Source organism: Sphingomonas sp. DC1600-2 (assembly GCF_049897605.1).
In the GTDB taxonomy this organism is placed as follows: Bacteria; Pseudomonadota; Alphaproteobacteria; order Sphingomonadales; family Sphingomonadaceae; genus Sphingomonas.
Map to the genome: position 1 here is coordinate 480691 of NZ_JAFCWO010000001.1, position 23401 is coordinate 504091.

Annotated in this window: 24 protein-coding genes and 1 other RNA gene; 16 read left to right on the forward strand and 9 right to left on the reverse strand. The window is 67.8% G+C overall.

Annotation, left to right across the window (positions count from 1 at the left end; all coding sequences use genetic code 11):
- Positions 1-51 precede the first annotated feature (51 nt).
- From ACP7BL_RS02245 to ACP7BL_RS02260, 4 genes are read left to right on the forward strand one after another with little or no spacing between them, the layout of a single operon-like run.
- Positions 52-828 carry a MerR family transcriptional regulator gene (locus ACP7BL_RS02245; protein WP_426257507.1) on the forward strand — a complete coding sequence of 259 codons (777 nt, stop codon included), beginning with the start codon at positions 52-54 and terminating at the stop codon, positions 826-828.
- A complete protein-coding gene (locus ACP7BL_RS02250) occupies positions 825-1436 on the forward strand; it encodes a hypothetical protein (protein ID WP_426257508.1) in 612 nt (203 codons plus the stop codon). The genes ACP7BL_RS02245 and ACP7BL_RS02250 overlap by 4 nt, the downstream gene beginning before the upstream one ends.
- Entirely contained in the window at positions 1433-2416 is a 984-nt protein-coding gene (locus tag ACP7BL_RS02255; RefSeq protein WP_081988820.1) for an aromatic ring-hydroxylating dioxygenase subunit alpha, read from the forward strand. Before ACP7BL_RS02250 ends, ACP7BL_RS02255 begins: the two co-directional genes overlap by 4 nt.
- A gap of 59 nt (positions 2417-2475) precedes the next feature.
- Positions 2476-2694 (forward strand): hypothetical protein, encoded by a 219-nt coding sequence (locus ACP7BL_RS02260; RefSeq protein WP_426257509.1) that lies wholly within the window; start codon positions 2476-2478, stop codon positions 2692-2694.
- A gap of 23 nt (positions 2695-2717) precedes the next feature.
- On the opposite strand, the gene nudC is transcribed toward ACP7BL_RS02260, so the two are convergent.
- The 3 genes from nudC to ACP7BL_RS02275 are packed head-to-tail and all read right to left on the reverse strand — an operon-like array spanning position 2718 to position 5916.
- Positions 2718-3584 (reverse strand): NAD(+) diphosphatase, encoded by an 867-nt coding sequence (gene nudC, locus ACP7BL_RS02265; RefSeq protein WP_426257510.1) that lies wholly within the window; start codon positions 3582-3584, stop codon positions 2718-2720.
- Positions 3585-3595: 11 nt separating this feature from the next.
- Positions 3596-4918, reverse strand: a complete 1323-nt coding sequence (locus ACP7BL_RS02270) for a serine hydrolase domain-containing protein (RefSeq protein WP_137902978.1) — start codon at positions 4916-4918, stop codon at positions 3596-3598.
- A complete protein-coding gene (locus tag ACP7BL_RS02275; protein ID WP_426257636.1) occupies positions 4912-5916 on the reverse strand; it encodes an A/G-specific adenine glycosylase in 1005 nt (334 codons plus the stop codon). The genes ACP7BL_RS02270 and ACP7BL_RS02275 overlap by 7 nt, the downstream gene beginning before the upstream one ends.
- 50 nt (positions 5917-5966) lie before the next feature.
- Here ACP7BL_RS02275 and ACP7BL_RS02280 point away from each other — a divergent pair, with 50 nt between their 5' ends.
- The 4 genes from ACP7BL_RS02280 (at position 5967) to smc (ending at position 11582) form a co-directional block, all read left to right on the forward strand.
- Positions 5967-6521 carry a DUF721 domain-containing protein gene (locus tag ACP7BL_RS02280; RefSeq protein WP_209612153.1) on the forward strand — a complete coding sequence of 185 codons (555 nt, stop codon included), beginning with the start codon at positions 5967-5969 and terminating at the stop codon, positions 6519-6521.
- The gene (locus ACP7BL_RS02285; RefSeq protein ID WP_426257511.1) at positions 6518-7246 is read left to right on the forward strand and encodes a thioredoxin domain-containing protein; all 729 of its coding nucleotides are present in this window, start codon (positions 6518-6520) and stop codon (positions 7244-7246) included. The genes ACP7BL_RS02280 and ACP7BL_RS02285 overlap by 4 nt, the downstream gene beginning before the upstream one ends.
- A 29-nt stretch (positions 7247-7275) precedes the next feature.
- On the forward strand, positions 7276-8019 hold the full coding sequence (locus ACP7BL_RS02290) for a thioredoxin domain-containing protein (RefSeq protein ID WP_426257512.1): 744 nt from the start codon (positions 7276-7278) through the stop codon (positions 8017-8019).
- A gap of 161 nt (positions 8020-8180) precedes the next feature.
- On the forward strand, positions 8181-11582 hold the full coding sequence (smc, locus tag ACP7BL_RS02295) for a chromosome segregation protein SMC (protein ID WP_426257513.1): 3402 nt from the start codon (positions 8181-8183) through the stop codon (positions 11580-11582).
- Positions 11583-11587: 5 nt separating this feature from the next.
- On the opposite strand, the gene ACP7BL_RS02300 is transcribed toward smc, so the two are convergent.
- A complete protein-coding gene (locus ACP7BL_RS02300) occupies positions 11588-11893 on the reverse strand; it encodes a hypothetical protein (protein ID WP_010404751.1) in 306 nt (101 codons plus the stop codon).
- A 147-nt stretch (positions 11894-12040) separates the two neighbouring features.
- Here ACP7BL_RS02300 and ACP7BL_RS02305 point away from each other — a divergent pair, with 147 nt between their 5' ends.
- Genes ACP7BL_RS02305 through ACP7BL_RS02315 form a run of 3 tightly spaced genes read left to right on the forward strand, consistent with a single transcriptional unit; the run spans position 12041 to position 15153 of the window.
- Positions 12041-12448: a hypothetical protein gene (locus tag ACP7BL_RS02305; RefSeq protein ID WP_426257514.1), complete on the forward strand. Its 408-nt coding sequence runs from the start codon at positions 12041-12043 to the stop codon at positions 12446-12448.
- Between the two features lie 57 nt (positions 12449-12505).
- The gene (locus ACP7BL_RS02310) at positions 12506-13756 is read left to right on the forward strand and encodes a putative DNA modification/repair radical SAM protein (protein ID WP_426257515.1); all 1251 of its coding nucleotides are present in this window, start codon (positions 12506-12508) and stop codon (positions 13754-13756) included.
- Positions 13757-13767: 11 nt separating this feature from the next.
- Entirely contained in the window at positions 13768-15153 is a 1386-nt protein-coding gene (locus ACP7BL_RS02315; RefSeq protein WP_426257516.1) for a UdgX family uracil-DNA binding protein, read from the forward strand.
- Positions 15154-15159: 6 nt separating this feature from the next.
- Here ACP7BL_RS02315 and dinB read toward each other — a convergent pair whose 3' ends face one another.
- The gene (dinB, locus tag ACP7BL_RS02320; RefSeq protein ID WP_426257517.1) at positions 15160-16245 is read right to left on the reverse strand and encodes a DNA polymerase IV; all 1086 of its coding nucleotides are present in this window, start codon (positions 16243-16245) and stop codon (positions 15160-15162) included.
- 68 nt (positions 16246-16313) lie between these two features.
- Positions 16314-16655: a transfer-messenger RNA gene (ssrA, locus tag ACP7BL_RS02325) on the reverse strand.
- 42 nt (positions 16656-16697) lie between these two features.
- Between ssrA and ACP7BL_RS02330 the strand changes: the two genes are divergently transcribed.
- Positions 16698-17129, forward strand: a complete 432-nt coding sequence (locus ACP7BL_RS02330; protein ID WP_426257518.1) for an RrF2 family transcriptional regulator — start codon at positions 16698-16700, stop codon at positions 17127-17129.
- A gap of 137 nt (positions 17130-17266) precedes the next feature.
- On the opposite strand, the gene mscL is transcribed toward ACP7BL_RS02330, so the two are convergent.
- Positions 17267-17695, reverse strand: coding sequence for a large conductance mechanosensitive channel protein MscL (gene mscL / locus ACP7BL_RS02335; RefSeq protein ID WP_426257519.1), 429 nt, complete (start codon positions 17693-17695; stop codon positions 17267-17269).
- Positions 17696-17777: 82 nt separating this feature from the next.
- Between mscL and ACP7BL_RS02340 the strand changes: the two genes are divergently transcribed.
- The 4 genes from ACP7BL_RS02340 to ACP7BL_RS02355 are packed head-to-tail and all read left to right on the forward strand — an operon-like array spanning position 17778 to position 20479.
- On the forward strand, positions 17778-18362 hold the full coding sequence (locus tag ACP7BL_RS02340) for a LemA family protein (RefSeq protein WP_426257520.1): 585 nt from the start codon (positions 17778-17780) through the stop codon (positions 18360-18362).
- A gap of 19 nt (positions 18363-18381) precedes the next feature.
- On the forward strand, positions 18382-19287 hold the full coding sequence (locus tag ACP7BL_RS02345) for a TPM domain-containing protein (RefSeq protein ID WP_426257521.1): 906 nt from the start codon (positions 18382-18384) through the stop codon (positions 19285-19287).
- Positions 19287-19970, forward strand: a complete 684-nt coding sequence (locus ACP7BL_RS02350) for a TPM domain-containing protein (RefSeq protein ID WP_426257522.1) — start codon at positions 19287-19289, stop codon at positions 19968-19970. The genes ACP7BL_RS02345 and ACP7BL_RS02350 overlap by 1 nt, the downstream gene beginning before the upstream one ends.
- The gene (locus ACP7BL_RS02355) at positions 19967-20479 is read left to right on the forward strand and encodes an NUDIX hydrolase (RefSeq protein WP_426257523.1); all 513 of its coding nucleotides are present in this window, start codon (positions 19967-19969) and stop codon (positions 20477-20479) included. Before ACP7BL_RS02350 ends, ACP7BL_RS02355 begins: the two co-directional genes overlap by 4 nt.
- A 21-nt stretch (positions 20480-20500) precedes the next feature.
- Here the strand turns inward: ACP7BL_RS02355 and ACP7BL_RS02360 are convergent, their stop codons facing one another.
- Complete coding sequence (locus ACP7BL_RS02360) at positions 20501-20782, reverse strand: ETC complex I subunit (protein WP_339561356.1); 282 nt, start codon at positions 20780-20782, stop codon at positions 20501-20503.
- A gap of 9 nt (positions 20783-20791) precedes the next feature.
- Positions 20792-23326, reverse strand: coding sequence for an ATP-dependent helicase HrpB (gene hrpB, locus ACP7BL_RS02365; protein WP_426257524.1), 2535 nt, complete (start codon positions 23324-23326; stop codon positions 20792-20794).
- Positions 23327-23401 lie beyond the last annotated feature (75 nt).

A 23401-nucleotide genomic window follows, 5' to 3' on the forward strand; every position in this document is an offset into this window, starting at 1 on the left:
GCGGACAATCCGCTTGCGTCGTCCCCAAGGGGCGACCGTACAACCTGGCGCATGACCCGACTCAAGCGCCCTTCCGCCCAGTTTCCCGACGGTGCCGCCGACGTCGCCCGGCGCTTTGGCATCACCATCAAGACGCTGCGGCTTTATGAGTCCGCCGGCTTGCTCGCGCCGGTGCGCGATGCGCATGGCTGGCGCACCTACGGCCAGGCCGAGTGCGAGCGCCTGCACGTTATCCTGCTGCTGCGCCGATTCGGCCTGACGATCGCGCGGATCGGCGCGTTGCTCGACGAGGGCGCGCCCGATGTGGCGGCGGTGCTCGACCTGCAGGAACAGGCGCTGATCGATCAGCGCAACCGGGTCGAGGATTCGCTGATCCTGATCGCCCATGCCCGCCGCAAGCTGTGTGCGGGCGGCACGATCGATGCGACGGCGCTGGCCGAACTCGCGCGCGCCGAGCCGTTGCGGTTGCGCTGGACCCCGGCGTTGGAGGCGCTCGGCGCGCGCGTTTTTACGCCTGATCAGCAACGACGCCTGGCCGAAGTCGCACCCAGCACCGAGCGGGAATGGGCCGAGCTTTATGCCGAGCTCGACACGCTCGTCGACGGGTCTCCCGACACGCCGCAGGCACGCGCAGTTGGGGGGCGAGCGGCCGCGCTGATTGCGCGGATGACTGGCCAAGACGGCGGAATGCGCGCCGCGCTGACGCAGTTTTGGCAGGATGGTTTTGCCGATCCGGCGCTTGCCGCCTCGCTTCCGCTCGATCGGCGGCGGTGGCTGTTCCTGGGTGAAGCGATGGCCGCCCATGCCCGTGACGGAGACTCGAAATGATGCGCCTGCGCTCCTTTCTCGCGGCGGTGTTCCACACCTTTGGCGGGCTCCTCCTGTATTGGGCTGTGCTGCTCGCTTTCGGCATCAAGCCGGCCATCGCGGTCGCGCTTGGGTTTATTGCCGTCGAGGGCGGCTGGCGACTGGCGACTCGGCGTCCGTTCCCGCCCCTGTGGTTGTTGGCGAACGGCGCGGCGCTGGTGTTCGGGGCGATCGATCTATGGGCGCAGACCCCGTTCATGATCCGCTATGAAGGCGCGATCCTCAATCTGCTGACGGCTGGCGTGTTTCTGGTCGGCGCATCGGGGCAGGAGCCGCTGGTGCTGCGCATCGCGCGGCAGCGCAAACCCGATATTCCGGCGGACCGCCCCGAGGTGGTGCAGTTCTTCCGCGCCTTCACGCTCGCTTGGGCGCTATATTTCGTGGCGCGGGCAGGCGCGTTCGTGTGGATCATGAGCGCGTTTCCGCTGGCCCAGGCGCTCGCGATCCGCGCGGCGGTTTCTTGGGGAAGCATCGGCGCGATGTTGCTCGCCTCCTTCAATGGCCGACGCGTGTTCGACGCGTGCCAGCGGCTCGGTTTCTTCAAACCCGTCGAGGACAGTACCCGATGAACCTCCCTTCCGCTCCCGTTGCGGATCGTATCCCATTGCCGAAAGACGCGTGGTATGTCGGCGTGGCGAGCACGCAATTGCGCGATGCGCCGGTCGCGATCACGCTGCACGGCGCGCCGATCGTGCTGTTTCGCGATGCCGACGGCTGCCCCCAAGCGCTGCACGATCGCTGCCCGCATCGCGGTGTGACGCTGTCGCTCGGCACCGTTAGCGCTGGGACGATTGCCTGTGCCTATCATGGCTGGCGGTTCGATGGAGCCGGGCGCTGCCGCCATATTCCGTCCTTGCGCGAGGATCAGACGATCAAGAGCGCACCCGTCCGCCGCTATCCGGTGGCGGAGCAGGACGGCTATGTCTGGCTGTGGACGGGTGCCGATGAGCCGGAGGGCGCACCGCTGGCGATTGACGGATTCGACCGGTTTCAATGGCTGCAGGGCGCGATGGAGCTGGCGTGCGAGGCGATCCTGCCGATCGAAAACAATCTCGACATTTGTCACGCGGCCTTCACCCATCCCAATATGCATCCGCAATGGTTCCGGGTGCAGGCGGTGGGGTTGCTGCCGACGCGCTATGAGGTGGAAAGCACCGCCGCCAGCCTGACCGTGACCGGGCCGGGCACGCACTTGCGCTTCGATTTGCCCGATCGGGTGACGGTGGCGGGCGGCGATGCCTTCCGTCTGGTGCTGCACCATGTGCCGACCGTGCCCGGGCGCTGCATCCAGCATTGGTTGTTGCAACGTGGGCCGGTGGAGACAGCGCAGCCGCCAATCTGGACCTCGGCCGAGCCCGAAATTCTGGCGCAGGACCGTGCCGTGCTGGAATCAGCGCAGCGCGCTTATACACTGGAAGGCGATGCCTTCGAACAAAGCGTCGAGGCCGACGCCACCACGCTCGCGGCGCGTCGTCTGATCGCGCTGGCGGCGCGACCGGATGCGCGCGCGATGCCTGAAACGAGGCGGGTGGTCAGCGTGTTGAGCTGAAGCGGCAAGGGTAGCGACTCGCGCGGAAGTGTGTGACATTGAACGTAAGGAGAACAGAAATGAGGGTTTTCGTTTACGTCCTGCTCGCGGTGGCTACGCTCTGTGGCTACATCGTCCCCATCGTACTTGGGGTTTTTGTCGCACCGTTGGTGGGCGAGACATCGCTCACTTTCCCGCAGATTGGCGTTTGGTGGGCGATCGCTTTTGGAGGGCTGGCGGGGCTTGGCGCTATCGCGCCGCTAATCTGTGCGGACCGCAAGGGCTGGCTGAGGCTGTAAGTCTCGTTCGACCCGTTTGCGGCTTACCCCGCCGCCCACGCCGTCAACAGCGTGTGTGCGATGGCATAAGGCGGGGGCGGCAGGAACGGGCCGGGCTCCCCCGCCAGCACCGCGCGCACCACGTCGCGCGGGACCCAGATCGCATCCTCCAGCTCATGGGTGTCGAGCGTGATCGCATCGTCCTCAGCCATGCCGACGCAGGCGACCATTAGCGAAGACGGGAATGGCCAGGGCTGGCTGGCCACATAGCGCACGTCGTGCACGCGCACGCCTGCTTCCTCGGCGATTTCACGCACCACCGCTTCTTCGATCGATTCGCCGGGTTCGAGGAACCCCGCCAGCGCCGAATAGCGACCGGGCGGGAAAGATGGCTGGCGTCCAAGCAGCGCGCGCCCGTCATGCTCGGCGATCATGATCACCACCGGATCGACGCGCGGGAAATGTTCTGCATGGCAATTGGGGCAGTTCCGCCCCCAACCGGCGCGGAACATCGCGGTCTGGTGCCCGCAATTGGCGCAGAATTGGTGGCGGCTGTGCCAGTCGAGCACGCTGCGCGCGGCGGCGTACGTCGCCGCCTCGCCCGGCGCGAAGCGATCGAGCAGGCCGAACAGCCGCGCCGAGCGGCCCTTGGGTGCGCGCATCCCCGGCGTATAGGCGGCGAAATGCGGGCGGCCATTGTCGAGCCCGAGCAGCACCAGCTCGGCATCGTCGGGCGCATCGGCCAGCGTTGTCCAGCCAAGCATGCCCATATCATCGAGCTCAGGCTCGAAATTTTCGAGCTTGAGCAGCCGCGCGCGCCAGTCGCTCCGGGCAGCGGCGAGCGCGGCTTCGTCGTGGCGCAGCGGATCGGCGCGGTCGAGCAGGCCGCCGGTAAAGCCGGGTGTCAGCATCGCCGCCGCGCTCACTTGTGTGGCAGCACCGGAGCGAGGTCGGCATAGACCGCCTTGGTCGAATCGGCGCGCAGCGGCCAGCGATCGCCCGGCAGATAGTTGACCATGATCGTCGCGCGGAACTGATTGACCGGATCGACCCAGGCGATCGTGCCGGCAGCGCCGCCCCAGCCATAAGTGCCTTTGGCCGGACCACCGGGGGTATCGTGCAGCGTGACCGAGCCGCCCGCACCAAAGCCCTGCGGGTTGGTGGTGCCGCCGGTCGCCGCAACTGCGCCTGGATAGACAACCCCATTCGGCAGCAGGTTGGACATTGCGAGCTTGACCGTGGCGGGCTTCAGGATGCGCACGCCGTCCAGTGTCCCGCCATTTTGCAGCATGTGCAGGAAGCGGTCGTAATCATAAGCCGAGGTCACCAGCCCGGCACCGCCATAAGGGAAGCTCGGGGCCTTGAGATAGACCGAGGTCGCGCCCGGATCGACCGGCGTGCGCCCATTGGGGGTGATGAAATAGCCGGTGGCGAGACGGTGCGCCTCCGACCCCGGCACGGTGAACCAGCTCGAGCGCATCTTGAGCGGGGTGAAGATGCGCGTCTGCAGGAAGCGGTCGAACGGCTGGTGCGAGGCGACCTCGATCACGCGGCCCATCACGTCGAGGCCGATCGAATAGCTCCATTTGGTGCCGGGTTCGGCGATCAGCGGCAGCGTGGCGACCTTGTTGGCGAAGGCTTCCAGCGTCGGCGGGCGCTTGAGGCGAAGCTGCGCCTCGGTCTTGGCATCCGAGGTGAAGGGGGTGATGCCGGCATCTTCATAGGCCTTGAGCAACGGCCCCTTGGTGATGATCGTGTAACCGAGCCCGGCGGTGTGCGTCAGCAGGTTGCGGATCGTGATCGGGCGCGTCGCCGCGCGCGTGTCGAGCGAATCCGGGCTGACCTGTACGCGCATCGTCTTGAAGGCGGGGATGAAGTCGCTGACCGGCTGGTCGAGCCGCATCTTGCCTTCCTCGATCAGGATCATCGCCGCCATCGCGGTGATCGGCTTGGTCATCGAATAGACGCGCCACAGGCTGTCCTTGTCGGCGAGCGGAGCACCGGGTTCGTCACCGATCCGGCCCGCTGCAACGACCGCGAACGGGGCATTGCCGCGGCCGATCACGCCGACCACGCCGGGGATCTTCTTTGCCGCGACATAGCCCGAAAACACCGCCTGCGTTTGCGGGAGGCGCGGGGCGGTGCGCAGCACCACGGGGGCATGTACGACGTGCCGCGCGACCGCCGTTCCGGTTGCCGCGATGAGCAAGGCGCTCGCTGCCATCTTGAACCGCGTCGCTACCATCGTGCCCTCCTGATTGCCGTTGCCGCCTTGGCGAAGACAGTCGGCAGGCCCGCCGAGTCGATCCCGGTCACATCCCACCACTCTCCGATCGGCCCATGCCCATCCACGCGCGCGACCGCAAGCGCCAGTTCAAGCCGGAAGTGCGTGAAGGTGTGCGACACCGTCTCGGGCAACACCCGCCAGGCAGCCGCGAGTGGCGGGTCCGCGAGCGCAGGCGGAGACTCCACCCACGGCCCGGTCGGCAGCGCGCGCATACCGCCGAGCAGCCCATGCGGTGGACGCCGCATCAGCAACACGCGGCCCTCCTGTTCGGCCCAGAAGATGGTGCCGTGGCGCTGCGGCTTGGCGGCCTTGGCGAGCTTGATGGGAAAGCCCTCCGGGTTGCCCACGCGATAGGCGGCGCAATCCTCGGCCAAAGGACAAGCGAGGCAGCGCGGTGCACGCGGGGTGCACACCGAAGATCCGAGATCCATCATCGCCTGCGCGAAATCGCCCGCGCGGGTGTCGGGGGTGATGCGATCGGTCGCTTCGCGCAGATCGGGCATCGCGCCGGGCAAAGGGCGCTCAATCGCGAACAACCGTGCGACCACGCGCGCGACATTGGCATCGACCACCACCGCGCGCGCGCCAAAGGCGATCGCGGCGATCGCGGCGGCGGTATAGGCTCCGACGCCGGGCAGCGCGCGCAGTCCTTCTTCGGTGTCGGGAAAGCCACCGCGCTCGGCCACGGTGCGGGCGCAGGCGTGCAAATTGCGGGCGCGGGCATAATAGCCAAGCCCCGCCCAGGCCGCCATCAGATCGGTCTCGGGCGCGGCGGCGAGCGCCTCCACCGAGGGCCAGCGCGCTACAAATTCCGCGAAACGCGGGCGCACCGCCGCGACCGTGGTCTGTTGCAGCATGATTTCGGACAGCCACACGCGGTAGGGATCGGGTGCGTTGCTGCCGGGGGCGGCGCGCCACGGCAGATCGCGGGCATGGGCATCATACCAGGCGAGCAATCGGGCGGCGATGGTGGAAGGACGCTTGGCGGACACCGCATCGCTATGGCATGGACGGGCCGATGAGCAAACGCGATCCCGCCAAGCCTGTGATCAAACGTGCCGAGCCGGAAAAGGCGCGCGGTGGACGCGCGCGCTCGGTTGCGGAATTGTTGCCCGACGCCGGGCGCGCGGCGTTTCGCCGCTTCGGCTTCGTGCAGAGTGCGGTGGTCAGCCGTTGGGGCGAGATTGTTGGGCCGCGCTATGCCGGAGTGTCGGCCCCCGAATCGATCAAATTTCCGCATGGGCAGCGCACCGGCGGCACGCTGAGCCTGGTCGTGCGCGGTGCCCATGCCACCATGATGCAGCATATCGCGCCCGAAATCGTCGAGCGGGTCAATCGCTTCTTTGGCTATGAGGCGATCGTGCGCGTGCAGATCCGCCAGGGCGACGTGCCCGCGCCCGCGCCGCGTGCGGCCCCGCCGTCGCTGCGGCCGGTGCCGGTCGAACTGGGCGCGAGCTTGCGCACGATCGCTGATCCAGAATTGAAGGCGGTGCTGGAAGCGCTGGCCGCAGGGGTAGCTGCGACGCGCGGCGCGCCGATCGTTGGTGGGAGCGAAGGATGAACATGCGGTTGGTGGTGGCGGCAATGGCCGTGGTGGTTGGCATGGCCTCTGTAGCGCAGGCCGCACCGGCGAAAAAGGCGGTGGCGCATCGCGCGCCCGCCAAGGTCGCCTGGGTCAACATGATCGTCGCCACGCCTGAGGGCGGGGTGCGGATCGGTAACCCCAATGCTAAGGTGAAGCTGATCGAATTTGGATCGCGCACGTGCCCGCATTGCGCGCATTTCGACGCGGACGGTTTGCCCGCTTTGCGCACCGGCTACATTGCGACCGGGCAAGTGAGCTATGAATTCCGCGACTTCCCCATTCATGGCGCGCTCGATCTCGGGCCGATCCTGCTCGGGCATTGCGTGCCGACGCGGGCGTTCTTCCCGCTGTTGAACGCGATGATGGCCAATCAGGAGAAATTGGTCGGGCGGCCGGACCAGGTCCCCGCCGACAAGCAGCAGCAATTGCAGGGGGCCAAGCCGACCGAGATCGCCGCCTATCTCTCCAAATTCTACGGCTATACCGATCTGGTGGTGCAGAAGGGCATGCCGCTGGCCAAGGCGACTGCGTGCCTGGCCGACACCAAGGCGGTCGATCTGGTCGCTCAGCGCGCCGCGGCGGCCAACAAGGCCTATGCCGTGAACAGCACCCCCACCTTCCTCATCAACGGCGTGGCGCAAGCCAATACCTTCACCTGGGCGGCGCTGGAGCCGCTGGTGCGCGCCGCCGTTGCCAAGTAAAAATGCGTTTTCTCCAAGGAGCTTATTCGATGAACCCTCGCATCCTGTTCGCCGCGCTGGCTGCCGTTTCGCTCGCTTCGTGCGGCGGTGGCGGGGCATCGGGCGGCAACAGCGTCGCCGCAGCGCCGGTGGCGGCCAAGCCGGCACCCGCCGGGCAAAACTGGACCGAAGTGGTCTCCAAGACGCCCGAGGGTGGCTATCGCATGGGTAACCCCGATGCGCCGATCAAGCTGGTCGAATATGGATCGCGCACCTGCCCGACTTGCGGCGCGTTCGGCCAGACCGGGCAGAAGCCGTTGACCGAGAAGTACGTCACCACCGGCAAGGTGTCCTACGAATTCCGCGACTATCTGGTGCACGGCCAGCCCGATTTCGCGCCGAGCCTGCTCGGGCGCTGTACCGATCCGAGCGCCTTCTTCCCGCTGCTCGAAGCGATGTACATCGCGCAGCCGCAATTTGAGGCGAAGCTGGCCGACCAGAATGCGACCAACGCGTTGCAGGCGCAATTGCAGGGCAAGACGCCGAACCAGATGGCCGCAGCCTGGGGCGACTATCTCGGTTATGTCGAGTTCGTGAAGCAGCGCGGCATTCCCGAAGCCAAGGCGCGCGCGTGCATCGCCGACAGCAAGGCGCTGAACGAACTGATCGGCTTGATGAACAAGGGCGAGGGCGCGACCGTCTCCGGCACACCCACCTTCATCCTCAACGGCACCAAGGTTGAGGGTGTGTCCTGGCCGGATGTCGAAGCGGCGTTGAAGCGCGCCGGGGCGTAAGCCACGCTGCTCGTCATGCCGGGCTTGTCCCGGCATCCACGGTGCCGCATGTTCTGCAATTGCGGGGTACTGACGACGGTGGACCCCGGGACAGGCCCGGGGTGACGGCCTCTTGTTGGAAGGACGCCCGCGCTGTTTCCACTCTAGCCGGGGGCCTCTGAATGCAGATCAAGCGTCTCCGGCTCTCGGGCTTCAAGAGTTTCGTCGACGCCGCCGATCTGCGGATCGAGCCGGGGCTGACCGGGATCGTCGGCCCCAATGGCTGCGGTAAATCCAATCTGCTCGAGGCGCTGCGCTGGACCATGGGGGAGACCTCGGCGCGCTCGCTGCGCGGGGCGGGGATGGACGACGTCATCTTCGCGGGCACCAACACGCGCCCGGCGCGCGATTTCGCCGAAGTGTCGATGCTGATCGAAAGTGCGGGCGAGGAAAGTGAAGTCGTCCGCCGGATCGAGCGCGGGGCGGGGTCGGCGTACCGGATCGACGGGCGCGATGTGCGCGCCAAGGACGTGGCGTTGCTATTCGCGGATTCGGCGACGGGGGCGCATTCGCCCGCCTTGGTCAGCCAGGGGCGGATCGGCGCGATCATCGCCGCCAAGCCGACCGAGCGCCGCGCGATGCTGGAGGAAGCCGCCGGGATTGCCGGGCTGCACGTCCGCCGCAAGGATGCCGAGCAGAAATTGCGCGCGACCGAGGCCAATCTCGCGCGGCTCGACGAACTGATCGCCGACCAGGACGGTCGCGCCAATGCGCTGCGGCGGCAGGCGCGGCAGGCGGAGCGCTATCGCGCTTTGTCCGAGCAGATTCGCGTGGCCGAGGCGCGGATGATCTTTGCGCGCTGGCGCGATGCGCAAAATGCCGCCGATGCCGCCAAGGCCGAGGCGGCGACGTGCGAGGCGCGCGTGGCTGAGGCGAGCGAGGCGCAGCGGGCGGCGGCGGCCTATGCGCTGGCGGCGACCGAGGCGCTGGCGGACGCACGGGCGCAAGCGCAGGCGCTGCGCGAGGCGGCGAGCGAGGCGGGCCACAAACTGGGCGGCTTGCGCGGGGAGCAGGCAGCTGCGGTGCGGCGGACGCAGGAGCTGGCGGCGGCGCGCGTGCGGCTGGCCGAGGACCGTGCGCGCGAGGGATCGCTGGCGAGCGATGCCGCCGAGGCGATCGCGCGGCTGGCCGAGGAGAGCAAGGCGCTGGAGGCGCGACTGGCCGAGGCGACTGCGCGCATCCCCGAGCTGGAGACGCGGCTGAGCGAGGCGGAACGCGCCGGGCGCGATGCCGAAGTGGCGCTGGCGCAAGCGCTCGCGGCGCAGGCGACCGAGCTGGCCGATGCGCGGGTGGCCGAAGCGGCGCTGGCGGCCGCGCGGGTGCGGGCCGAGCGCAGCGCGCGCGATCTGACGCGGGTGACGGCGGAGAGCGCGGCTTTGGGCGATGCCGCGCCGCTGATCGCCGAGCGCGCGGCGGCAGCGGCGGCGCGCGCGCAGGCGGTGCAGCATGGCGAGGATGCGCGGGCGGCGCTCACCCGCGCCGATGCCGAAGAGCGCGGTGCGCGCGAGCAGCGCGACCGGGCGCAGGCGGCGCGGGCGACGGCGCATGCCGATCTGGCGGCACTCGACAGCGAAGCGACCGCGCTGACCAAGGCGACACGGCGCGAGGGGCGCGAGCGGTTGCTCGACCGGTTGCAGCCCGAGGCGGGCTATGAACGCGCGCTGGCGGCAGCGCTGGGGGATGATCTGGAAGCGGGGCTTGATCCGGCGGGCGAGCGGTTCTGGGCGGGGGCAGAGGTTGCGCCGGGCGATCCGGCGGCACCCGAGGGGACGGTGTCGCTTGGCCAGCATGTTACAGCGCCAGCGGCGCTGGCGCGGCGACTGGCGCAAGTGTTCGTGGCGGAGAGCGATACGGGCGTGCCGCTCGCGGTCGGGCAGCGGCTGGTGACGCTGGCGGGCGTGCTGCGGCGCTGGGACGGCTATGTCGCCAAATCGGGCGGGGCGGCGGCGGCGGAGCGGCTCGAACGCATGAACCGGCTGCGCGCGATCGAGGCGGCGCGCCCGGCGGCGGTGCGCGCGGTCGAGGCGGCGGATGGCGAGCTCGCGCGGATCGACGCGGCGATTGCGGAAGCGCGTAGCGGTGCGGTGGCGGCGCGGCGCCTGCTGGAGAGCGCCGAGACGCGCGCGCGCGATGCGGCGCGCGCCGAGGATCGCGCGGCGGCGGCGATCGAGCGGATCGAGGCGCAGCGCGCCGATCTGGCGGCGCGGCGGCAGCGCATCGTCGCCGATCATGAAGAAGCCGAGGCGGAGGTCGCGCGCGCGGGCGCCGTGCAGGCGGCGCTGCCCGATGGGAGTGCGACGCGCGAGCGGGTGCGGGCGCTGTCGGGCGAGGCCGAGGCGCGCCGCACCGCCATCGCCACCGCGCGCGCGGACCGCGCCGGGCTGGACCGCGATGTCGGCAGCGGGCGCGAGCGGTTGGCCGGGACGACCGCAGAGGCGAAAAGCTGGCGCGCGCGGGCAGGGGAGGCAGCGCGGCGCATCGCCGAGATGGACAAGCGCGATGGTGACCTTGCCGCCGAAGCGCAGGCGCTAGTCGGGCGGCCCGAGGCGCTCGCTGCCGAGATCGTTGCGCTGGAGGCGGCCCATACGGCGGCGCGTGCCGAGGCCGATGCTGCTGCCACCGCCGAACGCGCCGCCGAAGCGGCATTGCGCGCGGCCGAAGCACAAGCCAGCGCCGCTGCCGAAACGCTGGCGCAAGCGCGCGAGGCGCGTGCCGGGGCCGCGGCGCGCGCGGAAAATCAGGAAGTGCGCCGAGTCGAGATGAACCGCCTGTCGGGCGAGCGCTTCCAATGCCCGTCGGTGCTGCTGCCCGAACGGGTCGGCTTTGCGGGCGATACGGTGCGGTCGCCGGGGGAGGAATCGGCGACACACGAGAAATTGATGGTCGATCGGGAGCGGATCGGCCCGGTCAATCTGGTCGCCGAAAGCGAACTGGCCGAACTCGAAGCAGCCTCCAAGGGCAATGCCGCCGAGCGCGAGGAATTGGGGCTGGCGGTCAACCGCCTGCGCGGGTCGATCGGCACGCTCAACCGCGAGGGGCGGCAGCGGCTGATGGCGGCGTTCGAGGCGGTTGACGGGCATTTCCGGCGCTTGTTCACCACGCTGTTCAATGGCGGACAGGCGCATCTCGAACTGGTCGATTCGGACGATCCGCTGGAGGCGGGCCTCGAGATCATGGCGCAGCCGCCGGGCAAGAAGCTGCAATCGCTGACGCTGCTATCGGGCGGCGAACAGGCGCTGACCGCGGTCGCGCTGATCTTCGGCTTGTTCCTGACCAACCCCGCGCCGATCTGCGTGCTCGACGAAGTCGATGCGCCGCTGGACGATGCCAATATCGAGCGCTTTTGCGGGCTGCTGGATGCGATGACGCGCGAAACGCAGACGCGCTATCTTATCGTGACGCACAATGCCGTGACGATGAGCCGGATGCACCGGCTGTTTGGCGTGACGATGGTCGAGCAAGGCGTCAGCCGCCTTGTTTCGGTCGATCTCGGCGGCGCGGAATCGCTCCTCGCCGCCGAGTAAACGGATCAGCAGCCGTTGCGGCGGTTCTGGGCCGCGTCGTGCTTCTTGTCGAGATGCTTGCCGAGCAAGGCACCGCCGACGCCGCCAGCCACCGTGCCGAGCACACCGCCGCCGAGCGCATTGCCGACCAGCGCGCCACCGGCACCGCCCGCGATCAGGCCAGTCGTGCCCGACGAGCGATGGCAGCGATAATGACGGCTGGTTTTGCCATAGTAGCGATGCTTGCGCGCTTCGGCCTTATCGACCGGGAGGGCCATCGTCACCGGAACGACGAGCGAAGCGGCGGCGAGGCTGAGAAACAGTGAACGCATGATGTCGGTCCCTTTTGATCTTTGTGTGGGCGTAACGTTTTAACCGCCTGCGGGTTGCATCTGCGAAACTAGTAGGGCCTTTCAAAACCTCAGCTTAACCATTGTCCGGCAAGCACGGGGTTGCACCGCAATCGGAAAGGGGTTTGCATGAACATCATTCCAGCAGTGTCCCATGCGGTCGGCGGCCGCTTCACCGACGTTCCGGCTTCGGTCTCGGCTGGGCTGTGGTCGTGCGATCTCGCGACCGAGCAGCTGACCTGGAGCGATGGCGTCTACGATTTGTTTGGAGCCCCGCGCGGCAGCCGAGTCGATCGCCACGCTGCGACGGCGCGCTATACACCGGGATCCCGCATCTCGCTCGAATGTCGCCGTATGGCGGCCATCCGGGATCGCTCCGGCTTCACCCTGGACGCCGAAATCACCGTGGGCCCGACGCGGCGTTGGATTCGCATTGTCGCGCAGGTGGAATGCGACGAGGGCAAGCCGATGCGGCTGTTCGGCTCCAAAACCGATGTGACCTTTGAGAAGATGGCGGGGCTGCTGACGGACCACTGACCCGAATGACGAACAGCGCCGCTTGCGCCGATTGTGATGTGAACATATGAAGAACATATGGCCCAGCTCGATGTTCAACAAAAGCTCGCGATCCTGGCGGATGCCGCGAAATATGATGCGTCCTGCGCATCCTCGGGCTCGGTCAAGCGCTCGTCGCGCGATGGCAAGGGGCTGGGCTCGACCGACCAGGGTATGGGCATTTGCCATGCTTATGCGCCCGATGGCCGCTGCATTTCGCTGCTCAAGATTCTGCTGACCAACAGCTGCATCTTCGACTGCCATTATTGCATCAATCGCAAAAGCTCGAACGTGCGCCGTGCGCGCTTCACCGCAGCGGAGGTCGTGCGGCTGACACTGTCTTTCTATCGGCGCAACTATATCGAGGGGCTGTTCCTGTCCTCGGGCATCATCGGCTCGTCCAACTACACGATGGAGCAGATGGTCGAAGTGGCGCGCAGCTTGCGTGAGGATCATGATTTTCGAGGCTATATCCACCTCAAGACCATTCCCGATGCCGACCCCGACCTGGTGCATCAGGCCGGGCTCCATGCCGATCGCCTGTCGATCAATGTCGAATTGCCGACGCTGGCCGGGCTGACGCGGCTTGCGCCCGAGAAATCGGCGGCGCGGATCGAAGGGGCGATGGCGGGGACCAAGCTGGCGATTGCCGACACCGGCGACGCCCGCAAGCGCTTCAAATCGGCGCCGCGCTTTGCGCCTGCCGGGCAATCCACGCAAATGATCGTGGGGGCGGATGCCGCGACCGATGGCGACATCGTGACGCGGGCGTCCTCGCTGTATGACCGGTTCGGCTTGCGGCGGGTCTATTATTCGGCGTTCAGCCCGATCCCTGATGCGAGCGCGGTGTTGCCGCTGCAGCGTCCGCCGCTGATGCGCGAACATCGCCTGTATCAATCGGACTGGCTGATGCGCTTTTATGACTATACCCCCGGCGATGTGGTGGCGGCGACCGACGCGACGACGGGAATGCTGCCGCTCGACATCGACCCCAAGCTCGCCTGGGCGCTCAAATTTCGCGGATCCTTTCCGGTCGACGTCAACCGCGCGCCGCGCGAGGCGCTGCTGCGGGTGCCGGGGCTGGGAGTGAAAGCGGTTGCCGCGATCCTGTCGGCGCGGCGCTGGCGGCGGCTGCGGCTGGCCGATGTCGCGCGGCTGACGGTGTCGATCGCCAAGCTGCGGCCGTTCCTGATTACCGAGGATTGGCGCCCGGTGGCGCTGAGCGACCGCGCCGATCTGCGCCCGCAAATTGCACCCAAAACCGAGCAACTGGAGTTGTTTACGGCCTGAGGGGAGACACGATGCACGTCGTCACTTTGGCCGAACCCGACGATCTGGATGGCTGGCGCGATGCGGCGCGCGGGCTGGCGGGGGCGGGCGTGCCGCCCGAGGACGTGGTGTGGCAAGTGGGCGGAGCGGCGGACGATCTGTTCGCGCTGGCGGGCACGCCGCCACCGGTGCCGACGCAACCGGCCTTCACCGTGCCCGCGGCCTTCATGGCGCTCGCGCGCAGCGTTGTTTTGCACCGCGACGCCGAACGCTTTGCTCTGCTTTATACAGTGCTGCTGCGCTTGCGCCGCCAGCCAGGGGCGATCGAGGATCGGGCGGATCCATTGGTGCGGCGGCTGGAGGGATTTGCGCGCGAAGTGCGCAAGGACATTCACAAGATGCGCGCGTTCCTGGGCTTTCGCGAAGTCGACGAGGATGGCGCTCCGCGCTTCGTCGCGTGGTTCGAGCCCGAGCATCATATCGTGCGCGCCAATGCCGGTTTCTTCCTCGATCGTTTCGCGAGCATGCACTGGTCGATCCTGACGCCCGAGCTGTCCTTGCATTGGGACGGCGAGACGCTGGCCGAAGGGCCGGGCGCGACCAAGCGTGATGCGCCCGAGGGCGACCCGATCGAGGAGGTGTGGAAGACCTATTATGCCGCGATCTTCAACCCGGCGCGCGTGAAGATCGGCGCGATGCTGAAGGAAATGCCGCGCAAATATTGGAAGAACATGCCCGAGACGGCGTTGGTGCCGGGGTTGATCGCCAGCGCACAGGCGCGGGAGAGCGGGATGATCGCCAAAGCGAAGAGCGAGATTGGCGGGAATGCCCAGGCGGCATGGGCGGCGTTGCGCGAGGAGGCGGCGGGCTGCACGCGCTGCCCGCTCTACCAGCCCGCGACGCAGACGGTGTTCGGCGAGGGGCCGGTCGATGCGGCGCTGATGTTCGTCGGCGAGCAACCGGGCGACCAGGAGGATCTGGCGGGGCAGCCCTTTGTCGGCCCGGCCGGGCAGATGTTCGACCGCGCGCTGGCCGAGGCGGGGATCGATCGGGCGGGGGTGTACGTCACCAACGCGGTCAAGCATTTCAAGTTCGAGCAGCGCGGCAAGCGGCGCATCCATATGAAGCCCGATGCGGGGGAGATCAGCGCGTGTCGCTGGTGGATCGAGCAGGAGCGCTTGCTGGTTCGGCCCAAGGTGACGGTGGCCTTGGGCGCGACCGCGGCGCGCAGCTTGCTCGGGCGGGTGGTGACGATCCGCAAGGAGCGCGGGCGGGCGCTGGCGCTGCCCGATGGCGGCGAGGCGTGGATTACGGTGCATCCTAGCTATTTGCTGCGCTTGCCCGACCGCGACGCGGCCGCACTGGAATATGCGCGCTTCGTCGAGGATTTGCGGCGGGCGGGGGAGCGGGGCGCCTGACGGCGGTTATAGGGGCAAGGTCGCCTGGACCGCCTCGCTATCGCCTTCGACCATGCCCGACAGCGTCAGCCCCAATAGCCGCACACCGAGCGGCAGCGGCAGACGCGCATCGAGCAAGGCGTGGCCGATCGCGAAAAAGGCGTCGCGGTCGACTACGCCGCTGAGCGAGCGCGCGCGGGTGATCGTGCGGAAATCGGAGAAGCGCAGTTTCAGCGTCACGGTGCGACCGCGCGCGCTGTGGCGGTCGATCCGCACCCAGGCGGCTTCGCCGACGCGATCGAGCGCTGCGTGGAGGTCGCCCGGCGCGGACAGGTCGGTTTCGAAGGTGCGCTCTGCCCCGACCGATTTGCTCGGCCGCTCGCTGCGCACCGGGCGGTGATCGACCCCGCGTGCGGCACCGTAAAGATAGTCGCCATAGCTGCCGAAATGCGCGTGGAGGAAGGCAAGCGGGCGTTCGCGCAAGTCAGCACCGGTTTCGATGCCGAGCGCGGTCATGCGCCCCGCCGTGACCGGGCCGACGCCGTGGAAGCGCTTGACCGGCAGACTTGCGACGAACGCCGCGCCGTGGCGGGGCGCGATGACGCAGATCCCGTCCGGCTTGTTCTGGTCGGAGGCGAGCTTGGCGATGAACTTGTTGTAGCTGACCCCGGCCGAGGCGGTGAGGCCGGTTTCGGCCTTGATGCGGGCGCGGATCTGCTCGGCGATGGCGCGCGCGGAGCCCAGGCCATGGCGGTCCTCGGTCACGTCGAGATAGGCTTCGTCGAGCGAGAGCGGTTCGACCAGATCGGTATAGTCCTCGAAAATCGCGCGGATCTGCGCCGACACCGCGCGATAGGCCTCGAAGCGGGGCGGCACGAACACAAGATCGGGACAGCGGCGAAGGGCGGTGACCGAGGGCATGGCCGAGCGCACCCCGAAGGCGCGCGCTTCATAACTGGCGGCGGCGACCACGCCGCGCGCGCGGGACCCGCCGACCGCGACGGGTAGTCCACGCAAGGCGGGGTCATCGCGTTGTTCGACCGACGCGAAGAAGGCATCCATGTCGATATGGATGATCTTGCGCTGGGGTGGGGTGTCGGCGGAATCGGCCATGCAACACCCTGATAGCCGCGACGGGAAAGGGTGGGGAGTTTCTGTTGCTCGGTACTCCCCGGACCGCCGGTGTCTGCTTCTGTTGCCCGGTGCAGCCCGAACCGCGTTCTTTTGGGGTAACCTAGGCCGTTAGGCCTTTAGTTACGCCGCAATCGCGAGTGCTTCGTTATCGTTAGCACTTGTGGTTTTGAGCCTTTTACAGGTTACTCAGCCCGGGCAAAAACAGCGCCTTTCAACACACGTCGATCCTGGTTCGACCCCGTCAGAGCCCCTCCGGCAAGAGGGGTTTTGGTGGAGTCGCCGGGTACTGCCCCCGGGTCCGCTGCATCTAGTCTACGCTGCACTTTATCGCCATAGCCGGGCGAACCCGGCAATTCCCATATAGGCATCCGTGCGATAATGAAAAGAGCGCCTTTCACTCGCCATAAATCGGGTGCATGGGCTATAGTATCATGTTGACGCAACGTTCCCGCTACGCGCTTCGCGCGATGATGTTCCTGGCTGAAGCCCCCCCGGGGGGCCCGCCGATCCCGATGAACCGGATCGCCGCCGAGGCCAATGTCCCGCGCAAGTTCCTCGAGCTGATCCTCGCCGATCTGCGCGAGGCCGGTTTCCTGCACAGCCACCGCGGCAAGATGGGCGGTTACTGCCTGTCGCGCCCGTCGCATTTGATTTCGCTGGGCGAGATCATCCGCGTGATCGAGGGGCCGCTGGCGCTGGTGCCGTGCGTCAGCCGCACCGCCTATCGCAGTTGCAAGGATTGCAAGGACGAAGCGAGCTGCGCGATCCGCCACGCGATGATGCGCGTGCGCGACGAGACCGCGCGGATCCTGGATGGCACGAGTCTGGCGGATTCGGTCGCCGAGGATCTGGTCGCGGCCTGAGACCTTCGCCCCATTCCCCGTTCGCCCTGAGCCTGTCGAAGGGCCCCTCCGTCCGCGATCGCTGCGCCTCGGTAGAGCAGGGCTTCGACAGGCTCAGCCCGAACGGAATTTGGGTAATCGGACTTAAGAAGAACCCCTCAGCGCCGCTGCAATGCGTCGCGAATTTCGCGCAGCAGCGTGATGTCGGCAGGTTCGACCGGCTCGGCGGGCGTTTCCGGTGGCTTGGGCATCAGCCGGTTCACCGCGCGCACCAGCAGGAAGATGATGAAGGCGACGATCACGAAATTGACCGCCGCCGTGACGAACGCGCCATAGCCGAACAGCGGCACGCCGGCCTTTTTCAGCGCGGCATAATCCGACGATCCGGCGAGCGCCGGGGGCACCTTGCCGAGCACCACGAAATAGCTGGAAAAATCGAGCCCGCCGAAAATTTTGCCGATCACCGGCATGATGACGTCGTCGGTCAGCGACGTCACGATCTTGCCGAACGCCCCGCCGATGATGACCGCAATCGCTAGGTCCAGCACGTTGCCGCGCGCGATGAATGCCTTGAACTCCTTGAACATGGAGCCTCCCAATCCGATTTCGTTTCTCGCGGCCATGCTACCGGGCTATCAGGGCCGCGCAAGGCCTGGAGGGATGAACACCATGAAGTATCGCACTCTGATCGCATTCGTCGGCGCATTCGCGCTGGCCGGTTGCGGGCTGAACAGCGTGCCGACGGCGGAAGAGAACGCCAAGGCGAAATGGGCCGATGTGGAAAATTACTATCAGCGCCGTGCTGACCTGATCCCCAATTTGGTGTCGACGGTGAAGGCGGCGGGCGCGCAGGAAAAAGCGATCCTGGTTGAAGTGACGCAGGCGCGTGCCTCGGCATCGCAGGTCAAGGTTTCCAGCGCGGATCTGAACGATCCGGCCAAGGTTGCCGCTTATGAAAAGGCGCAGGCGGGTGTCACCTTGTCGCTGCAGCGGCTGCAGGAGGCCTATCCCGAGCTGAAGAGCCAGGACAATTACAAGACGTTGATGGACCAGCTCGAGGGCACAGAAAACCGCATCTCGACCGCACGCCACGATTATAACGAAGCGGTGCAGGCGTATAATACGACGATCCGCACCTTCCCCGACGCGATTGGCGCGAAGGTGTTTTACGGGGCCAAGCCGCTGGTGCCGTTCAAGGCGACGACGCCGGGGGCGGACGTGGCGCCGACGGTCAATTTCGGCAACACCAACTAAGTACCGGGCCGGAGGCCCCATGCCGATGCGCCTGATTCAGGCAATGCTCGCGATGCTGGTTGCGCTGCTACTGGGGGTTACCCCGGCGACAGCGCAGACCTATCCCAAATTCACCGGGCTGGTGGTGGATGCCGCCAACGTTTTGCCGCCCGCGACCAAGGCCGATCTGACCGCCAAATTGGAAGCGCTGCAGAAGGACACCAAGCGGCAATTGGTGGTCGCGACAATTCCGGACCTGCAGGGTCAGGAGATCGTAGAATATGGAGTTGGGCTTGGCCGGGCATGGGGCGTCGGCCTCAAGGGTGCCAATAACGGCGCGATCCTGTTCATCGCGCCCAATGCGCCCAAGGGGCACCGTGGGCCACGGCTGGTAGTGGGATACAGCCTCGAGCCGATCCTGACCGATGCATTCGCGGGCACGATGATCCGAGAAAAAATGATGCCCAAGCTGACGCAATCGGGCGACATTGCCGGGGCGATGGAAGCAGGCACCGATGCGGTGATCGCGCAACTGCGCGCCTCGCCCGAAGAGGCCAAGGCCAATGTCGACGCGGCGGCGGCGAAGTTCGACAAAGTGCATCAGCGCAGCCGTGCAGGCAGTGGCGGCGGCATTCCGTTTGGCGTGATCATGATCCTGTTCGTGATCGGCTTCATCGTGCTGTCGAGCTTGCGGCGCGGTCGGCGCGGGCAGGAATATCGCAGCGGCGTCGCTCCGGCGGTGCTGTGGGGCTCTGGGCTCGGTAGCGGCTGGGGCAGTGGTTGGGGCGGCGGCTGGGGTGGTGGCTCCGGCGGTGGTTTTGGCGGCTTCGGCGGCGGCGGTGGATCGAGTGGCGGTGGCGGCTCGGACGGAAGCTGGGGCGGCGGCGGCTTTACCGGGGGCGGCGGCGGCGATTTCGGCGGCGGTGGCGCTTCGGGGGATTGGTGATGGCGGGAACGGCACGGCTGACGCGCGACGACCATGCGCAGGTGCTGGCCGCGGTGGCGCGCGCCGAGACGGGCACCGATGGCGAGATCGTCACGATCGTGACTGAGCGTTCGGACAGTTACCACGATGCGGCGCTGCATTATGCGATTGCGGCGATGCTGATCGTGCTCGCGCTGGCGGCGATCAACCCGCTCGCGATCGAGACATGGCTGAGCGGCTTCACCGCCGGGTGGGACGATGCGCCCGATCCGCGCTTGCTGTTGGGCGTAATCCTGGCGGCGCAAGCCTTGGTCTTTTTGATCGTGCGGTTTGCGCTTGCCTATATGCCGCTACGGATGGCGCTGGTGCCCAAGGCGACACGCGCGCGGCGGGTGCGGCGGCGGGCAATCCAATATTTCAAGGTCGGGGCCGAGCGCCGCACCACCGCGCGCGTCGGCATCCTGCTCTATCTCTCGCGCGATGAGCGCATGGCCGAGATCGTCGCTGATGAAGCGATCCACCGCGCCGTCCCGGCCGAGCGCTGGGGCGATGCGATGGCGGCGTTGGTCGCCGAAACCCGCGCTGGCAAGCCGGGTGCTGGCATGGCGGCGGCAGTCGAGCGGATTGGCGCGATCCTCGCGGAAACTTTCCCGAAAACGGCGGACGACCGAAACGAGCTCCCGGACAGGCTGATCGAACTATGAGTGCGGAAATTGTCTGGGAAGGCAAGTACATCAAGGTCGTGAAGGACGGGACCTGGGAATATGTGTCGCGCGCACGCGGGATCCAGGCGGCGGTGATCCTGGCGGTTGAGGACGGGCATGTCCTGCTGGTCGAGCAATATCGCGTGCCGCTCGGGCGGCGCTGCCTTGAGCTGCCGGCGGGCCTGGTCGGCGATGAGGACGAAGGTGAGAGCGTTGAAGCCTCTGCCGCGCGCGAACTGGAGGAGGAAACCGGCTATCGACCCGCTAAAATCGAGTCACTGGGCTTTTTCCACTCCTCGCCCGGCATGGTGTCCGAAGGGTTCACGCTGGTGCGCGCGACCGGGCTGGAGCGTGTTACCGATGGCGGCGGGGTCGAGGGCGAGAATATCACCGTGCTGCGCGTGCCGGTCGCGGAGATTGCGAGCGTGGTCGCCGCCAAGCGCGCCGAGGGCGTGGCGATCGACGTGAAGATGTTGCTGCTGCTGGGCGCGGGAATGCTGGCGGGATAACCGCCGCGCCGCGCCCGGCTCTTAGCGGAAGTTGTCGGCGTAGCTTTGCAGCTTCAGCGTGCGTTCCGGTGCGGGAAGCACGGTGAAGGCCAGCCCTTCGCGCTCGGCATAAGCGATCGCCGCTTCCTGCGTCGGGAAGGTGAGGCGGAGCTGGTCGCGCGTATCGCCCGAGCCGGCCCAGCCGGTGAGCGGATCGGGCAGCTTGGCCTCGGCGGGGGCGAAGTCCAGCATCCAGATGCTGGTGCGTGCGCGGCCCGACGACATGGAATTCTTCGGGCGCTGATAGATTCGGGCGATCGACATGGCGCTTCCTTACCGTGCTTCTTTCGCGCGCGCATCTGCGTTTTTTGTGCGCAGCGTTGCATTGGCCGATGCAGGGTCATCGGGCCAGGGATGGCGGGGATAGCGGCCGCGCATTTCCTTGGCGATGGCCGCCCAGCTGCCCGCCCAGAAGCCCGGCAAATCGCGCGTGGTCTGGATCGGGCGACCAGCGGGCGAGGTGAGGCTGAGCACCAGCGGAACGCGCCCGCCCGCAATCATCGGGTGCGTGGCGAGGCCGAACAATGCCTGGGGGCGCAAGTCGACGCGCGGGCCGCCCTCGGCGTCATAATCGATCGGATGGCTGCTGCCCGCAGGGCTGGTGAAATGGGTGGGGGCAAGGCGGTCGATCGTCTTGAGCGCGTCCCAGCCGATCAGCGCGCGGAGTGCATCGGTCAGCGCACCCGAGTCGATCGCATCGAGCCGCCGTTTGCCGACGAGCAAGGGCGTGAGCCATTCGTCGGCGCGGGCGAGCAGGGCGGCGTCGTCGAGCGCGAGCTCTGCGCCGCCATGGTCCTGCGCGAAGGCAGCGCGGTGGCGCAGCGCGAGCGCGGCGTCGCTCCACGGCAATTGCGCGAGGCCGTGGGCGTGGATGCCCGCCAGCAAGGCAGCGGTGATCGCGTCTGGATCGGCTTGCGCATCGGGGCCGCTCGAAAGGCGCAGCGCGCCGAGGCGGCGCTCGCGTGTGGTCTGCACGCCGCCCGTCGCGGGATCGAAGGTGACGGTGCGGTGGATCGCGATCGACTCGCCGAACAGCGCCTCGATCGTCGGCAAGTCGATTGCGGCGGCGGAAAGGATGCGCGCGCCCGAGGCCATGCCCTGGGTTTCGGCGACCGCCAGCCATTCCTCGCGGGCGAGCGCGCTGGTCGGATCGAGCTTGAAGCCGCGTCCGCCGACCGAGGCCCAGGTCTCGCCCGAGCCGTCGCGGCGGCGCGCGATACGATCGGGGAAAGCGAGCGCGATGGCGGTGGCTTCGCCTCCCCTCCCGCTTGCGGGAGGGGCCGGGGGAGGGGATGCGGGGCGAGCGGCGGGGGTTTCATTCCCTCCCCCAGCCCCTCCCGCAAGCGGGAGGGGAGCGAGATTCGTCCACCGCTTCGCCAGCTTGCGCCCGGCTTCCGCGCGCGCGCCGCGTTCGGTGCGCCAGCGGCGGCGGCGGGATTCCAGGTCGACATCGTTGCCGCCAAGCCCGCGTTCGCCGAGCAGCACGGCAATCTCCGCTGCGACTTCCGCCAGCCCGAGTTCGCCCGCACGCACCAGCATATGGCCGAGGCGCGGGGCCAGTGGCAGGCGGGCGATGGCGTGGCCGTGCGGGGTCGGGCGGCCATCGGCATCGAGCGCCTGCAGGGTGTGCAAGCGCGTGCGGGCTTCCTGCACGGCGGCTTCGGGCGGGGGATCGAGCCAGCGCAGCACGCGCGGATCGGCGACTCCCCACAAGGCGCAGTCGAGCGTTAGCGCCGAGAGGTCTGCCTCGAGGATTTCGGGCGGATCGAAGCGCGGCAGGCCAGCGGTCGCGGCTTCCTCCCACAGGCGATAGGCGATGCCGGGCTGCTGGCGCGCGGCGCGGCCGGCACGCTGGGTGACGGCGGCCTGGCTGGCGCGTTCGGTCACCAGCCGCGTCATCCCCGCCGCGCGATCATAACGCGGGCGGCGCGCGAGGCCGGAATCGACCACGATCGAAATGCCGTCGAGCGTCAGGCTGGTCTCGGCGATCGATGTCGCCAGCACGATCTTGCGCTGCCTTTGCGGATCGGGCGCGATCGCGGCGCGCTGTGCGGCGGGGTCGAGGCTGCCATGCAGGCGGTGGAGCAGGATATCGGGGCCGAGCCCCTCCAGCCGCTCGGCGGTGCGTTCGATCTCGGCGACGCCGGGCAGGAAGGCGAGGATGCCGCCGGTCTCCTCGCGCAGCGCCAGCCGGATCGCGGCGGCGACCGAATCCTCGATCCGCGCTTCGGCGGCGCGACCGAGGTGGCGCAAGCTCAGCGGGTGCATCCGCCCGGCGCTTTCGAGGATGGGGGCACCCTCCATCAGGCCGGAAAAGCGTGCGCCGTCGAGCGTTGCCGACATTGCCACCAGCCGCAGATCGGGCCGCAAAGCGCTTTGCGCGTCCAGCGCAAGCGCCAGGCCGAAATCGCTGTCGAGGCTGCGTTCATGGACTTCGTCGAACAGCACGGCGGAGACCCCGGCGAGTTCGGGATCGTTCTGGATGCGCGCGACGAAGATGCCCTCGGTCACCACCGTGACGCGCGTCGCCGCCGAGCGCTTTGTATCCATCCGCGTGGCATAGCCGAAGGTCTGGCCGACATTTTCACCGGCAGTGGCGGCCATCCGCTCGGCCGCGGCGCGCGCGGCGAGGCGACGGGGGGAGAGCAGCAGGATTTCGCCGCTGCACCATGGCTCGTCCAGCAATGCGGGCGCGACGGCGGTGGTCTTGCCCGCCCCAGGCGGCGCGACCAGCACGGCGTTGGGGGCGTCTCGCAAGTGGCGGAGCAGGTCGGGCAGGACGACGTGGATGGGGAGGGTGGACGTCACGCCTCGCTCCTACCGCCTTGCGCCGGTTTTGGAACCACCGCGTCGTGACGTAATTGTCATGTGCGGCGTCCTAGT

Bases quoted from the DNA above. Each gene is read 5' to 3' on its own strand.
- ACP7BL_RS02245 (WP_426257507.1), top strand. From the start codon at position 52: ATGACCCGACTCAAGCGCCCTTCCGCCCAGTTTCCCGACGGTGCCGCC.
- ACP7BL_RS02250 (WP_426257508.1), top strand. From the start codon at position 825: ATGATGCGCCTGCGCTCCTTTCTCGCGGCGGTGTTCCACACCTTTGGC.
- ACP7BL_RS02255 (WP_081988820.1), top strand. From the start codon at position 1,433: ATGAACCTCCCTTCCGCTCCCGTTGCGGATCGTATCCCATTGCCGAAA.
- ACP7BL_RS02260 (WP_426257509.1), top strand. From the start codon at position 2,476: ATGAGGGTTTTCGTTTACGTCCTGCTCGCGGTGGCTACGCTCTGTGGC.
- nudC (WP_426257510.1), bottom strand. From the start codon at position 3,584: ATGCTGACACCCGGCTTTACCGGCGGCCTGCTCGACCGCGCCGATCCG.
- ACP7BL_RS02270 (WP_137902978.1), bottom strand. From the start codon at position 4,918: ATGGTAGCGACGCGGTTCAAGATGGCAGCGAGCGCCTTGCTCATCGCG.
- ACP7BL_RS02280 (WP_209612153.1), top strand. From the start codon at position 5,967: ATGGACGGGCCGATGAGCAAACGCGATCCCGCCAAGCCTGTGATCAAA.
- ACP7BL_RS02285 (WP_426257511.1), top strand. From the start codon at position 6,518: ATGAACATGCGGTTGGTGGTGGCGGCAATGGCCGTGGTGGTTGGCATG.
- ACP7BL_RS02290 (WP_426257512.1), top strand. From the start codon at position 7,276: ATGAACCCTCGCATCCTGTTCGCCGCGCTGGCTGCCGTTTCGCTCGCT.
- smc (WP_426257513.1), top strand. From the start codon at position 8,181: ATGCAGATCAAGCGTCTCCGGCTCTCGGGCTTCAAGAGTTTCGTCGAC.
- ACP7BL_RS02300 (WP_010404751.1), bottom strand. From the start codon at position 11,893: ATGCGTTCACTGTTTCTCAGCCTCGCCGCCGCTTCGCTCGTCGTTCCG.
- ACP7BL_RS02305 (WP_426257514.1), top strand. From the start codon at position 12,041: ATGAACATCATTCCAGCAGTGTCCCATGCGGTCGGCGGCCGCTTCACC.
- ACP7BL_RS02310 (WP_426257515.1), top strand. From the start codon at position 12,506: ATGGCCCAGCTCGATGTTCAACAAAAGCTCGCGATCCTGGCGGATGCC.
- ACP7BL_RS02315 (WP_426257516.1), top strand. From the start codon at position 13,768: ATGCACGTCGTCACTTTGGCCGAACCCGACGATCTGGATGGCTGGCGC.
- dinB (WP_426257517.1), bottom strand. From the start codon at position 16,245: ATGGCCGATTCCGCCGACACCCCACCCCAGCGCAAGATCATCCATATC.
- ACP7BL_RS02330 (WP_426257518.1), top strand. From the start codon at position 16,698: ATGTTGACGCAACGTTCCCGCTACGCGCTTCGCGCGATGATGTTCCTG.
- mscL (WP_426257519.1), bottom strand. From the start codon at position 17,695: ATGTTCAAGGAGTTCAAGGCATTCATCGCGCGCGGCAACGTGCTGGAC.
- ACP7BL_RS02340 (WP_426257520.1), top strand. From the start codon at position 17,778: ATGAAGTATCGCACTCTGATCGCATTCGTCGGCGCATTCGCGCTGGCC.
- ACP7BL_RS02345 (WP_426257521.1), top strand. From the start codon at position 18,382: ATGCCGATGCGCCTGATTCAGGCAATGCTCGCGATGCTGGTTGCGCTG.
- ACP7BL_RS02350 (WP_426257522.1), top strand. From the start codon at position 19,287: ATGGCGGGAACGGCACGGCTGACGCGCGACGACCATGCGCAGGTGCTG.
- ACP7BL_RS02355 (WP_426257523.1), top strand. From the start codon at position 19,967: ATGAGTGCGGAAATTGTCTGGGAAGGCAAGTACATCAAGGTCGTGAAG.
- ACP7BL_RS02360 (WP_339561356.1), bottom strand. From the start codon at position 20,782: ATGTCGATCGCCCGAATCTATCAGCGCCCGAAGAATTCCATGTCGTCG.